The following is a 12,834-nucleotide window of genomic DNA, read 5'->3' on the forward strand; positions in this document are numbered from 1 at the left end:
GTTCTAAGCCTAGTGAAGCCTGTGACACGCGGAGAGAAGAGGTGACGGATGTCTGAGACCCTGACGCTCGGCGACCTCGACCGCCCCGCAGCCGACGTGCTCGCCCGCCTAGACTGGCCGGTGATGGACGAGACGACAACCGCGGATCCTCGACGCGACTTCGAGGAGCAGGCGATCCCCTTCATGGATCAGCTCTACGCGGCGGCCATGCGCATGACGCGCAACCCCGCCGATGCGGCAGACCTGGTGCAGGAGACCTTCGTGAAGGCGTACGCGGCCTGGTCGTCTTTCACGCAGGGCACGAACCTCAAGGCGTGGCTGTACCGCATCCTGACGAACACGTACATCAACATCTACCGCAAGCGTCAGCGCGAGCCGTTCCAGGGCACCATCGACGAGCTCGAGGACTGGCAGCTGGGCGGTGCGGAGTCGACGACCGCCTCGCACGGCCGCTCCGCCGAGGCTGAGGCGATCGACCGGATGCCCGCATCCGTCGTCAAGGATGCGCTGCAGGAGGTGCCGGAGGACTTCCGCCTGGCCGTGTACCTCGCCGATGTCGAGGGATTCTCGTACCAGGAGATCGCCGACATCATGAAGACCCCCATCGGCACCGTGATGAGCCGCCTGCACCGTGGCAGGCGGATGCTGCGGGAGCTGCTGGCCGACTATGCCGCCGAGCGAGGGATCGCAGCGGCCCGATCGAGGAGCACGGAATGAGCGACTGCGGCTGCGACAAGGCCCGCCGGGACCTGGAGGAGTACCTCCGCAACGAGGTGTGTCACACCGAGCACGCCGACATCCGCGAGCATCTGGAGAACTGCCCGTCGTGCAAGGACGAGGCGCTGGTGGCCAAGACGCTCACCGAGGTCGTGGCGCGCGCCTGCAGGGAGACCGCCCCCGAAGAGCTGCGGGAGCAGGTGTTCGCACGCCTGCGCGCGGTGCAGGCCACCGCGCACTGATCAGGATCGGCCGACCAGCGCCCGGAGCCGGTCGATAGGCTGATCGGGTGAACCTCATCGATGCACGCACCGTACCCGTCGACCCCGAATCCGGTCGGCGCCTGCGCGATGCGGGATTCGCCTACCGCATTGTCGATCTGACCGACGACGCGGCGGCCGGCGCCTTCGTCCGCGCCGACGCCCGGGGTTTCCTCGATGAGGACCCCGACGCGGCATCCGTGCAGCGCATGACCGAGGCCTGGGCGACTCGCCGGAACACCGGCGTCTACGAGACCGATGCCTCCGCTCACGACCTGCCGATCGCCACGGTCAATGCGTGGGTCACGCCGATGACCGTTCCGGGCGGCGAGATCCCCCTGTGGGCGATCAGCTCCGTCACGGTCGCGGCCACGCATCGGCGTCGCGGCATCGCCCGCAACCTCCTCGAAGGCGAACTTCGCGCGGCTGCCTCGGCGGGGGTGCCGGCGGCCGGGCTGACCGCCTCCGAGGCGACGATCTACTCGCGCTACGGCTTCGCTCCCGCGGTGCCCGTGGCGAGAGTCGCCATCGACACCCGTCGGGCGGGCTGGGCGGCGGGTGCATCGTCCGGACGCCTGGAGTACATCGAGCGCGACATCGCGGTGGGAGAGCTCGAGGCCGTGCACGAGCGCTCCCGGCCGCTCCGTTCCGGTCAGGTGCCCGGATGGCAGGGGCGCTGGAAGCGTGCCGCCGGACTCGGCGAGGGGCCCGACAAGGGCAGGGACGTCCGCAGTGTGCGCCATGTCGACGCGCAGGGGCGGACGACGGGCATCCTCACGTACACCCTCAAGGAGCTCCCGGGCGAGTTCCGCAGCATCCTGAAGATCATGCAGCTCGTGACCGAGACCGACGAGGCACTGCGTGCGCTGTGGGGGTTCGCGGTCAATCACGATCTGGTCAACCGTGTCGAAGCGGACCTGCGTCCCGTCGACGATCCGATCCCGTACCTCGTCGCCGATCAGCGCGCGGTCGAGTTCGCGGTGCACGATCACGGATGGTTGCGCGTGCTCGATGTTCCAGCCGTGCTGCGCGCCCGCCGGTACCAGCACGCTTCAGACGTCACGCTGCGGGTGGAGGATCCGTACGGCTTCGCCACGGGGACGTGGCGGCTCACGGTCGGGGCGGACGGAACGGCCGATGTCGAACCCACGCATCGTGAGCCCGCCGTGTCGATGGCGGCGGCGACGTTCTCCGCCGCCTATGCCGGGGGAGTGGCACTGAGCCGACTGGCAGCCGCCGGGCGAGTCGACGGCGATGCCGCTGCGATCGCCTCGCTCACCCGCACACTCCTCGTCGACCCGGCGCCGCAGCTGGGCATCTGGTACTGAGCGCTCGTCGCGCCAGTCCGCGGACTCGTCAGGGTCATTAATCGGAAAGGTCTTTACTGAAAAGGACCTTTACTATAACCTCGCTTCAGGCGGAGACCGCTCCGCCCTTCTCTGCAAGCAACGAAGCACGTGAGACGAGGTCCCCATGCACGACAACCGCTGGAGGAAGATGATTCCTCTCGTCGCCGGCGCCGCCGCGCTCGCCCTGGCACTGGGAGGATGCGCGCCCTCCCGATCCGCTGACGCCGCTGACCGGCCGCTGCGGATCTGGTCGGGCTCGATGACGCCCATCACCCACAACTTCAACCCGTTCGCCGTCGACACCGCAGCGCATCTCACCTACGGCGCCATCTACGAGCCGCTGTTCTTCTTCAACCAGCTCTCCGCAGACGAGCCGGTCGGTCTCATCGGGGAATCCTTCGAGTTCAACGAGGAGGGCACGGTCCTCACGATCAGGATCAAGCCGGACCTGAAGTGGAACGACGACGCCGACCTCACCGCCGCCGACGTCGTCTTCAGCCTCGGCTACGGACCGAACCTCGACCCGGACATGGTGTCGGCAGAGGCTGCCGATGCGACGACCGTCGTGGTGACGTACTCGGCTCCCAAGTTCACCTCGGCCTCGATGATCCTCGGCTCGACGTGGATCGTGCCCGAGCATGTCTGGTCCGAGGTCAGCGACTACATGGCCGAGACCAATCCCGAGCCGGTCGGCTCGGGGCCGTACCGTCTGAAGAACTTCACCGATGCCGCGTACACGCTCGAGGCGAACCCGCTCTTCCGTGAGGGTGCGCCGGACATCAAGCAGGTGCAGGACGTCGGGATCGACTCCAACCAGTCGTCCGAGGACCTGCTGAAGACCGGAAAGCTCGACTGGGTCGGCCAGTTCGTCGCCAATCCCGACGGCGTCACGGGCAGCGGCAGGATCGCGACGATGAACCAGCAGCAGGACCCCACCGTGATCATGACCTGCGCCGACGCCGCGCTGGGCTGCAAGGGCGCCCAGACCGACCCCGCCGTCCGGCAGGCGCTCAATGTCGCGATCGATCGCGCGGCGATCGGCAAGAAGGCGTTCGCCGGCCTGGCCGGCGAGGCCAGCCCGAGCTTCGCACTGCTGCCGAGGGACGAGAAGTGGTTGAGCGACTCATCGCTCGCGACCAGTCCTCAGGATCCGGATGCCGCCGAAGCCGGCCGCATCCTGGAAGCCGCCGGCTACACGAAGGACTCCGACGGCTTCTACGGCAAGAACGGCACCGCCATCGAGCTCGACCTCTTCTCGCCCGACGGGTGGACCGACTACAACGACGCGGCCAAGCTCATCGGCGCGCAGGCTGCCGAGGCGGGCATCCGGGTCAATGCCAGGACGGTGTCCGAGGCGGAGTACTGGACACCGGTCTCCAACGGCGATTTCCAACTGGCCCTGTACGGACTCACCCAGTCGCTGGTCGCCGATCCGTACTCGAACTACGACCAGTACTTCGCGACCTCGGCGACCGCCGAGGTCGGGCAGATGCCCGTCAAGGGACAGAACTACGCCCGCTACAGCAATGCGGACGTCGACGCGGCAGTCAAGGCGGCCGGTGCCACCCTCGACGAGAGCGTGAAGAAGGAAGCGTACGCGAAGATCCAGGCCCGGATCGCCGAGGACCTGCCGTACATCCCCGTCGTCCTGAACGCCTCGCAGGCGTTCTACAACACGGCGGACTTCACGGGCTGGCCGACCGAGGACGATCTCTACGCGAACCCGCTTCCGTATCTGTCGACCGCGTCCGCCGTCATCCTGACGCGCCTGCGCCCGGCCGAGAAGTAGGGCTCTCCCGCATGGTTCGCGTCACCACGAGGGGGTGGGCTGCATGAGGTTCTGGGTACGTCGCATCGTGTTCTACGTGATCACGCTCTGGGCCGCGGTCTCGCTGAACTTCCTCCTGCCGAGGCTGATGCCGGGGGACCCGGCGGCCATCATGATCGGCAAGCTGCGCCGCGCGAGCGGTGGGCGCCCGCTGTCGGAGGAGACGATCCGCTCGATCCACGCGCTCCTCGGCACGGGAAAGGACTCGAGCCTGTGGGAGCAGTACCTCGCCTACTGGGGCCGGATGCTGCAGGGAGACCTCGGAGTCTCCTCGACGCGGTATCCGGCACCGGTGGGCGAACTGATCGCCGCGGCCCTGCCGTGGACGGTGACGCTCGTCGGTGCGGCCACCATCATCTCCTTCGTGATCGGCATCGTCGCCGGAGCGTGGGCGGGGTGGCTGCGCGGAACGTGGGTCGACCAGCTCGTCCCCGTGACGACCTTCCTGCAGTCGGTCCCGTACTTCTGGCTGGCGCTCGTGCTGGTCGCGGTGTTCTCCGTGCAGCTGGGACTGCTGCCGATCATCGGCGGCTATGACGTGTTCGAGTATCCCGCCGGGCCGGAGTGGACGCCGGGATTCATCGGCAGCGCACTGCTGCACGCCCTGCTGCCCGCGGTGACCATCGTCGTCTCCTCCGTGGGCGGGTGGCTGCTCGGCATGCGCAACATGATGGTGCAGGAGATGGCGGAGGATCACGTGCTGACCGCCGAGGCGAAGGGACTCAGGCCCTCGCGCATCCGCCGCGCTTATGCGGCGCGCAACGCCGCCATCCCCAGTCTGGCGGGCTTCGGCATCGCGCTCGGCTTCGTCGTGGCGGGCTCCATCGTGACCGAGCAGGTGTTCAGCTATCCGGGCATCGGCAAGCTGATGATCCAGGCCGTGCAGGGGCTCGACTACGCGCTCATGCAGGGAGTCTTCCTGGTGATCACCCTCACCGTGCTGGCCGCGAACCTGCTCATCGACGTGCTGTACGGATTCATCGACCCGAGGGTGCGCAGAAATGGCTGACCTGATCGAGGCGCCCGTCGCCGACACCACCCACGCCGTCGCCGTCTCGCGGATCGGCCGCGCACGGCGGACGCTCCCGAGCCTGTCCGGCAAGCTGCTGACGGGCGTGCTGCTCATCGTGGGAATCACCCTGTTCGGGCTGATCGGTCCGCTGTTCACGGGCGATCCCCGGGACGCCGGCAACGAGCCGCTGCTGCCGCCGTCACCCGAGCACCTGCTCGGCACGACCAAGCTGGGGCACGATGTGCTCGCGCAGATAGCGACCGGCACGCAGGGATCACTCTTCGTCGGGGTCGTGGCGGGCCTGGTGGCGCTACTGCTGGCTCTGCTGTTCGGCGTGCTCGCCGGCTACTTCGGCGGCCTGCTCGACGAACTGCTCATGCTGGCCACGAACATCATGCTCGTCATCCCCGGACTGCCCCTGGTGATGATCATCGCGGCCTACGTCCAGAACACCGAAGGGCTCGGCGCGCTCGCTCGCAGCTCGCTGCTGGTCGCCGTGGTCCTCGGCATCACCGGATGGGCGGGTTCAGCGGTCGTGCTGAGGGGCACCGCCCGATCACTGCGCACCCGCGACTACGTGGCCGCCGCGGTGGTCGCGGGCGAGCGCCCGTTGCGGGTCATCTTCGTCGAGATCCTTCCGAATCTCGTGCCGCTGCTGGCCGCGCAGCTGATCTTCGGCGTGATCTTCGCCGTGTTGGGCGAGGCCGGGCTGTCGTACCTCGGGCTGGGCCCGACCGGCTCGATCACGCTGGGCACCGTGCTCAACGATGCGCAGACGGGACAGGCCGTCGGCAGCGGTGCATGGTGGTGGTTCGTGCCGCCGGGCGCGATCATCGCGTTGATCGGCACCGGGCTCTCGCTCATCAACTTCGCGATCGACGAGATCGTGAACCCGAAGCTGCGTCTGGCGCCCGCAGCCGCGCGCCGCCAGCGCCGCGCGCGACGCGCGGGTGTCGGCGTGACCGGAGAGGAGACGGCCTCATGACGGCAGAGCAGGCGGTGCTGACGGCGCGCGACGTATCGATCGAGTACGAGGTCGACCCGCCCGTGCTGGCGGTGCGCAACGTGTCCCTGACGCTGAACCGCGGAGAGATCCTGGGGCTCGCGGGCGAGTCCGGCTGCGGCAAGACGACGCTCGCCTACGGACTGAACCGCCTCCTGAAGGCTCCTGCGCTGATGACGTCGGGGGAGATCGTGTTCCACGACAGGTCCGGCACCGACATCGACGTCGTCGGCCTGGGCGGCGACGGTCTGCGGGCGTTCCGCTGGGACAAGATCTCGATGGTCTTCCAGGGGGCGATGAACTCCCTGAACCCCGTGATCACGGTGCGCGCGCAGATCTTCGACATCTTCGACACGCATCGACCCGGAATGTCCCGCCGCGAGAAGCAGAGCCGGGCCGAGGAGCTGCTCACGATGGTCGGGGTGGACCCGCGACGGCTCTCCAGCTTCCCCCACGAGCTCTCCGGAGGAATGCGGCAGCGGATGATGATCGCGATGGCGCTGGCGCTCGACCCGCAGGTCATGATCATGGACGAGCCGACGACCGCCCTGGACGTGGTCGTGCAGCGCGGCATCATCCGCGAGATCATGCGGCTGCGCGAGAAGCTGGGGTTCGCGGTGATCTTCATCACCCATGACCTGCCGATGCTGATAGAGATCTGCGATCGGATCGCCGTGATGCGCGAGGGGCGGATCGTCGAGCAGGGCACCGCAGCGGAGATCTACCGGGACCCGCAGCACGAGTACACCAGGACGCTGCTGGCGAGCTTCCCGAGCCTCAAGGGCGATCGGGGCGGCTTCGTCCGGACCGGATCGACGCGCGCCGCCGCAGGCGGGGAGGATGACCATGACCGTTGAGACCCAGGCATCGACGCTGGAGGCGCGGCACCTCGTGAAGGACTTCCGGCTGCGCTCGGGGATGAGGACCGAGGTGCTCCACGCGGTGAAGGACGTCTCCTTCACCCTCCGGCAGGGAAGGACGATCGCCCTCGTGGGGGAATCCGGCAGCGGAAAGTCGACCATCGCGCGGATGCTGATGAAGCTGGAGACGCCCTCCGGCGGCGACATCCTCCTGGACGGGGCGCGTACCGGCCGTCGCGGCAGAGCGGCTGCCGCCTACCGCTCTCAGGTGCAGATGGTGTTCCAGGATCCGTTCGCCTCACTGAATCCGTTCCACACGATCCTGCATCACCTGGAGCGGCCGCTGCGCATCCATCACCCGCGGCTCTCGCCGGCGCAGGTGAGGCAGCGCGCGCTCGATCTGCTGGAACGGGTGCGCCTGACGCCGGCGACGTCTTTCATCGAGCGGCGCCCGCACGAGCTGTCGGGCGGTCAGCGGCAGCGGGTCGCGATCGCGCGCGCACTCGCGCCGGGCGCCCGCTTCATCATCGCCGACGAGCCGGTGTCGATGCTCGACGTCTCGATCCGCCTCGGTGTGCTGAACCTGCTGGCGGACCTTCAGCGTGAGGAGCATCTCGGGGTGCTGTACATCACCCACGATCTGGCCACCGCGCGTCATTTCAGCGACGAGATCATGGTGCTCTACAAGGGCGATGTCGTGGAGCGGGGACCGGCGGACGAGGTCATCCTGCGCCCGCAGCACGAGTACACCAGGACCCTGCTCGCAGCCGCGCCCGACCCCGACGACCTCGGCCGGCTCCGCGACGAGGTCCGTGCGGAGCTCGCGCGCAGCTGACCGCCGAACCCGGCCGCCCGACCCCGCGGCCTTCGCACCGCGGCGCATCACGAGAGGAGAAAGGAGCCCCATGTCGCAGATCGATCCGGGAACCACGTCCTGGCTGCGCACGCGCAATGACCGCGAGGCGTTCCGGCTCTTCCTCGAGCACGGCGCGCTCACCCGCACGATGCTCGGGGAGCTCTCCGGCATGTCCAAGCCCACGGCGACGCAGATGATCGCCCGGCTGGAGCGGGCCGATCTGATCGAACCCGCCGGGGAGGTCGCCGGCAGCCGCGGCCCGAGCGCGGTCAGCTGGGGGGTCCGTGCCGACCGTGTCACCGGAGTGGCCGTCAACATGCTGGAGGACCGCATCCAGGCCGCACTCGTCGGCGCACTCGACACCGTGCACCCGATCGCCGACCTGCCCGTGCGCGGGGAGGTGCGCTCGCCGGAGCTCGACATCGACCGTGCGATCGACGCGGCCTGCGCGGCGGCGGGTGCGGATCGGGGCACGGTCGACGCCGTCACCGTCGGCGTGCAGGCGGCGGTCAGCGGCGACGGCGATGCCCTCTCCCTCACAGACACCCTGCCCGGGTGGCCTGCGGTCGGCGCGCGAGGGCGCATCGAATCCGGACTCGGCGTCCGCGTGATCCTGGAGAACGACGTCAATCTCGCGACCATGGCCGAGCGCGCCTTCGGCGCGGCACAGGACGCGGCCAGCTTCGCGCTGCTGTGGGTCGGCGTCGGGCTCGGCGTCGGCATCGACCTGGACGGTCGCATCCATCGCGGAGCGCACGGCGGAGCCGGCGAGATCGGGTACCTGACGGTCGCCTCCCCGCGCGACCGCGTCGGCGCAGTCACCACGGAGCTGCTCGGCGCCGACGGTGTGCTGCGCCTGGTCGGCGCTCCCGCCGCAGCCCGCTACCCCGAGGCGCTCGCGCCGCTCCCGCACCGGGAGGAGGCGTTGCACGAGATCGCGCTGCGCCTGGCCATGACCATCGAGCCGGTGCTGGCCGTGCTGGATCCGCAGCTGGTCGTGCTGGGCGGGCCGACCTGCCTGGCCGGAGGCGAGCGGCTCGCAGGACTCGTCGCCGATGCACTGCGCAGCGGCGACAGACCCGACCCGGACGTGCGCCTCAGCGTCACCGGCGACATCGCCGTGCTCGCCGGGGCGCGGCGACTGCTCGTGGAGCAGATCCGCGCCCGGCTCGAGGACCGGATACCCACCTGGTGACCGCACAGGCGCACCGGGATCAACAGGAGGAGAGCAGATGAGACTCGTCATCGTCGGCGGCGGATCGACATACACACCGGAGCTGATCGACGGCTTCATCAGGCTGCAGGACCAGCTGCCGATCGACGACCTGGTGCTGGTCGACACCGATCGCTCGCGGCTGGAGCTGGTCGGCGGGATGTCACGGCGGATGCTGGCGCGCGGCGGGCACCCCGCCCGAATCACGACGACCGATGACCTCGTGGCCGGCGTCGCAGACGCCGACGCGGTGCTCATCCAGCTCCGCGTGGGCGGGCAGGACGCCCGCGAGCAGGACGAGAGCTGGCCGCACGAGGCCGGCTGCATCGGGCAGGAGACCACGGGACCGGGGGGTCTGGCAAAGGCACTGCGCACGGTTCCGATCGTGCTGCGGATCGCCGACGCGGTGCGCCGGCACGCCAAGCCGGATGCCTGGATCATCGACTTCACGAACCCGGTCGGGATCGTGACGCGCGCCCTGCTTCAGGCGGGACATCGCGCCGTCGGCCTGTGCAACGTCGCCATCGGCTTCCAGCGGCGCTTCGCCGCGGCCGCCGGGGTGACCCCGGATCGTGTGCGTCTGGGCCATGTGGGTCTCAACCACCTGACGTGGGAGCGCGGTGTGTTCGTCGACGGCGTCGACACGCTCCCCGCCGCGCTCGACAGCCGTCTGGACGACCTCGCCGAGGATGTGCAGCTCGCGCCCGCACTGCTCGCCCAGCTGGGCGTCATCCCGTCGTACTACCTGCGCTACTACTACGCACACGACACGGTACTGCACGAACAGATGCACGGCTCCACCCGTGCGGAGCAGGTGCGCGCGATCGAGCAGGAGCTGCTGGGAATGTACGCCGACAGCAGCATCGACACGAAACCGGCGATCCTCGACAAGCGCGGCGGTGCCTACTACTCCGAGGCGGCGATCGAGCTGCTCATGTCCATCAGGGGGGCGTCGGACCTGCCGCGCGTCGTCGACCTGCGAAACGACGGGGTGCTGCCCTTCCTCCCGGACGATCACGTCGTCGAGGTGCCGGCGCGATACGTCGACGGCCGGTTCGTGGCCGAGCCCGTCGCGGCTCTGCCCGACGACATCAGCGGCCTGGTCGCGGCGGTGGCCGGCTACGAGCGGCTCGCCCTGGACGCCGCCGTCGAGGGCGGCCGCGACCGGGTGCTCAGGGCGATGCGCGCCCACCCTCTCGTGCTCCAGCACGATCGGGCGGAGAAGCTCACAGACCTGCTGATGGCTGTGAACGCACCATTCCTGGAGTGGGCGTGACCGGAGCATCCGACCTGGTCGTCGCCATCGACGGCGGCGGTTCGAAGACCGACGTCGTGCTGCTCGACCTGCACGGACGGGTGCTCGGATGGCAGCGTGGACCGGGATCGAGTCCGCAGGTCGAGGGGCTGGGAAGCTCCGTGCACGTCATCGACGAGCTCGTCGTGCGCGTGCTCGACGGCAGGAGGGCGGCCCGGCTCGCGCATGTGGGCGTGTACCTCTCGGGACTGGATCTTCCCGAGGAGATCGACGCGTTCCGCACCGCGATCTCCGGGTTGCCCTGGTCCCGCGGTCCGCTGACGGTCGAGAACGACCTGCACGCGCTGCTGCGAGCCGGCACGGATGCCCCCGACGCCGTGGCGGTGATCTGCGGAACCGGCATGAACGCCATCGGCGTCCGGCGGGACGGCATGGTGGTGCGTTTCCTCGCTCTCGGACCGCTGTCGGGGGACTGGGGTGGTGGCACGGAACTGGGTTCGGCCGTCGTCTGGCACGCCGCGCGAGCCGAGGACGGGCGCGGACCGTTCACCGGCCTGCTCCCGCTGCTGCTGGCGGAGACCGGCGCGACGAGCGTGAGCGCGCTGATCGAGGACGTGCATCTCGGACGGCGCGAGGACGATCGTTTCGGTCCTCTGGCTCCGCTGATCTTCCGCGCCGCCCACGCCGGGGACGCGGTCGCGCGCTCGGTGGTGCAGCGGCAGGCCGACGAGGTGGTGGCATACGTGACGGCGTGCGTCGACCGGCTGAGCCTGCACGACGTCCCGGTGCCGGTCGTCTTCGGCGGCGGTGTCGCGCGTGCGCGCGATCCGATGCTGCTCTCCGCGATCACCGAGGGGCTTGCGGCCCGCCTGCCTTCGGCTGAGTTGGCGGTCGTCGATGCGCCGCCCGTGCTCGGCGCGGCGCTGCTCACCCTCGGCGATGCCGGGTCGGAAGCGGCCGCCCTGGCGCGGGCCACCGAGGAGCTGAGCACCGACGACAGGCTGGCAGCCGGGGCCGCGGCGGTGCACTGAGCGCCGCGGAGCGGCGGGATCCGGACGGATTCCGCCGCTTTCCGGACAAAGCGGCGCGAGTGCGCCTGCATCGCATTCCGAGGCCCTCGGATCCTCGTACCGTGAGCGGGTGAGCATCCGAGAATCCCCGCTCGTCGAGCCGCCTGCCGACCACACGACCTCGGGCCGGCTGGGCCTGGGGTCGGGCATCGCGCTGTACCTCGCCTCCGTCCTGGGCACCGGGCTGCTGGTGCTCCCGGGGCTGGCCGCGCGCGCGGCGGGACCGGCCAGCGTCCTCGCCGTCGCGACGGTGATGCTGCTCGCCGTGCCGCTCGCCGGGACCTTCGCCGCGCTCGCGGCGAAGCATCCGGACCCGGGTGGCGTCGCCGCATACGTGCGTCGTGCGCTCGGCCCCACCGCGGCCCGGGCGACGGGCTACTGGTTCCTGTTCGGCGTCGCGGCAGGCGGCTCCGTGGTGGCGATGCTCGGTGCGCGCTACATCGCCACGATCGTCGGCATCGACGCGCACGCCGTCCCGCTGCTCGCGCTCGCCTTCCTGGCCGCCCCGTTCGTCGCGAACCTCTTCGGGGTGCGCGTGGCCGGCTGGCTGCAGCTGGTGCTGACGGCGCTGCTTCTCGCGGTCGTCGTCACCGTCGTCGCGGTCGCGGCGCCCGCGGTGCAGCCGGTGCGCTTCGAGCCCTTCCTGCCCCACGGATGGGGCGGCGTCGGCACGGCGATCGTGATGTTCGTGTGGGCGTTCGCGGGATGGGAGGTCGGCACCCACATCTCCGGAGAGTTCCGCAGGCCGGGTCGCACCATCCCGATCGCCACGGCCGTCACGCTCGTGCTGTCCGGCGCGAGCTACCTCGCCCTGCAGATCGTCACCGTGGGGGCCCTGGGGGAGCGCGCGGGAGAAGGCGACGTCGTGCTGCTGGACCTGGCCGCGATCGGCGGTCTGCCCGCTGCGCCCGCGCTGGTCGGGGCGGCAGCGGGTGTCGTGGCCCTCGGCGTGATGAACGTGTACCTCGCCGCCTTCGCCAAGCTCGGCGCGTCGCTCGCGTCCACGGGGGATCTGCCGAGGTGGCTGGCCAAGGGCGTCGAGAACGGCCGGGTTCCGCGCCGCGCGCTGATGCTGACGGGCGTCGTCATCCTGGGGTACTTCGCGCTGGTGATGCTCACCCGCGGAGACCTGCAGCCGTTCATCCTCGTGCACACCGCGAGCATGGTGGCGATCTACGCCCTCGGGATGATCGCGGCCGTCCGGCTGCTTCCGCGTGGCACGGCCGGGCACCGGCTGGCCGTCGTCGCCGCCGTGCTGACGGCGGCGATGCTTCCGCTGGCGGGTGCGGCGCTGATCGTTCCCGCAGTCCTTGCCGCGGTCGCCGTGCTGATCGCGCCGCTGTGCCGCTCCTGATCCACGTCGGGAGCCGGATGCGGCGGGTGAGACGCGAGTGCCGCCTCCCCGGAGGAA

12 protein-coding genes are annotated in these 12,834 nt (G+C 69.9%); all 12 read left to right on the plus strand.

What is annotated here, in order from left to right:
* Nucleotides 1-48 precede the first annotated feature (48 nt).
* Nucleotides 49-717 carry a sigma-70 family RNA polymerase sigma factor gene (locus ACFWHT_RS05495; protein WP_378826207.1) on the plus strand — a complete coding sequence of 223 codons (669 nt, stop codon included), beginning with the start codon at nt 49-51 and terminating at the stop codon, nt 715-717.
* Nucleotides 714-959, plus strand: a complete 246-nt coding sequence (locus ACFWHT_RS05500; protein WP_378826209.1) for a zf-HC2 domain-containing protein — start codon at nt 714-716, stop codon at nt 957-959. The genes ACFWHT_RS05495 and ACFWHT_RS05500 overlap by 4 nt, the downstream gene beginning before the upstream one ends.
* 47 nt (nt 960-1,006) lie before the next feature.
* Nucleotides 1,007-2,305, plus strand: coding sequence for a GNAT family N-acetyltransferase (locus ACFWHT_RS05505; protein WP_378826211.1), 1,299 nt, complete (start codon nt 1,007-1,009; stop codon nt 2,303-2,305).
* A gap of 145 nt (nt 2,306-2,450) precedes the next feature.
* Nucleotides 2,451-4,115, plus strand: coding sequence for an ABC transporter substrate-binding protein (locus ACFWHT_RS05510; protein ID WP_378826213.1), 1,665 nt, complete (start codon nt 2,451-2,453; stop codon nt 4,113-4,115).
* 43 nt (nt 4,116-4,158) lie between these two features.
* Complete coding sequence (locus ACFWHT_RS05515; RefSeq protein ID WP_378826215.1) at nt 4,159-5,163, plus strand: ABC transporter permease; 1,005 nt, start codon at nt 4,159-4,161, stop codon at nt 5,161-5,163.
* Entirely contained in the window at nt 5,156-6,151 is a 996-nt protein-coding gene (locus ACFWHT_RS05520; RefSeq protein ID WP_378826217.1) for an ABC transporter permease, read from the plus strand. The genes ACFWHT_RS05515 and ACFWHT_RS05520 overlap by 8 nt, the downstream gene beginning before the upstream one ends.
* Nucleotides 6,148-7,026, plus strand: coding sequence for an ABC transporter ATP-binding protein (locus ACFWHT_RS05525; RefSeq protein WP_378826219.1), 879 nt, complete (start codon nt 6,148-6,150; stop codon nt 7,024-7,026). The genes ACFWHT_RS05520 and ACFWHT_RS05525 overlap by 4 nt, the downstream gene beginning before the upstream one ends.
* Nucleotides 7,016-7,864, plus strand: a complete 849-nt coding sequence (locus tag ACFWHT_RS05530) for an ABC transporter ATP-binding protein (RefSeq protein ID WP_378826221.1) — start codon at nt 7,016-7,018, stop codon at nt 7,862-7,864. Before ACFWHT_RS05525 ends, ACFWHT_RS05530 begins: the two co-directional genes overlap by 11 nt.
* A gap of 70 nt (nt 7,865-7,934) precedes the next feature.
* On the plus strand, nt 7,935-9,080 hold the full coding sequence (locus tag ACFWHT_RS05535) for an ROK family protein (protein WP_378826223.1): 1,146 nt from the start codon (nt 7,935-7,937) through the stop codon (nt 9,078-9,080).
* Between the two features lie 37 nt (nt 9,081-9,117).
* A complete protein-coding gene (locus ACFWHT_RS05540) occupies nt 9,118-10,374 on the plus strand; it encodes a 6-phospho-beta-glucosidase (protein ID WP_378826226.1) in 1,257 nt (418 codons plus the stop codon).
* Nucleotides 10,371-11,384, plus strand: coding sequence for an N-acetylglucosamine kinase (locus tag ACFWHT_RS05545; RefSeq protein ID WP_378826228.1), 1,014 nt, complete (start codon nt 10,371-10,373; stop codon nt 11,382-11,384). Before ACFWHT_RS05540 ends, ACFWHT_RS05545 begins: the two co-directional genes overlap by 4 nt.
* A 109-nt stretch (nt 11,385-11,493) precedes the next feature.
* Nucleotides 11,494-12,777: an APC family permease gene (locus tag ACFWHT_RS05550; RefSeq protein WP_378826230.1), complete on the plus strand. Its 1,284-nt coding sequence runs from the start codon at nt 11,494-11,496 to the stop codon at nt 12,775-12,777.
* Nucleotides 12,778-12,834 lie beyond the last annotated feature (57 nt).

Origin of the sequence: Microbacterium sp. NPDC058342, assembly GCF_042723935.1 — a bacterium.
GTDB lineage: Bacteria > Actinomycetota > Actinomycetes > Actinomycetales > Microbacteriaceae > Microbacterium.

What these genes read in the sequence shown, in the direction of transcription:
- ACFWHT_RS05520 (WP_378826217.1), top strand. Translation starts at nt 5,156, where the DNA reads ATGGCTGACCTGATCGAGGCGCCCGTCGCCGACACCACCCACGCCGTC.
- ACFWHT_RS05535 (WP_378826223.1), top strand. Translation starts at nt 7,935, where the DNA reads ATGTCGCAGATCGATCCGGGAACCACGTCCTGGCTGCGCACGCGCAAT.
- ACFWHT_RS05500 (WP_378826209.1), top strand. Translation starts at nt 714, where the DNA reads ATGAGCGACTGCGGCTGCGACAAGGCCCGCCGGGACCTGGAGGAGTAC.
- ACFWHT_RS05515 (WP_378826215.1), top strand. Translation starts at nt 4,159, where the DNA reads ATGAGGTTCTGGGTACGTCGCATCGTGTTCTACGTGATCACGCTCTGG.
- ACFWHT_RS05495 (WP_378826207.1), top strand. Translation starts at nt 49, where the DNA reads ATGTCTGAGACCCTGACGCTCGGCGACCTCGACCGCCCCGCAGCCGAC.
- ACFWHT_RS05510 (WP_378826213.1), top strand. Translation starts at nt 2,451, where the DNA reads ATGCACGACAACCGCTGGAGGAAGATGATTCCTCTCGTCGCCGGCGCC.
- ACFWHT_RS05530 (WP_378826221.1), top strand. Translation starts at nt 7,016, where the DNA reads ATGACCGTTGAGACCCAGGCATCGACGCTGGAGGCGCGGCACCTCGTG.
- ACFWHT_RS05540 (WP_378826226.1), top strand. Translation starts at nt 9,118, where the DNA reads ATGAGACTCGTCATCGTCGGCGGCGGATCGACATACACACCGGAGCTG.
- ACFWHT_RS05525 (WP_378826219.1), top strand. Translation starts at nt 6,148, where the DNA reads ATGACGGCAGAGCAGGCGGTGCTGACGGCGCGCGACGTATCGATCGAG.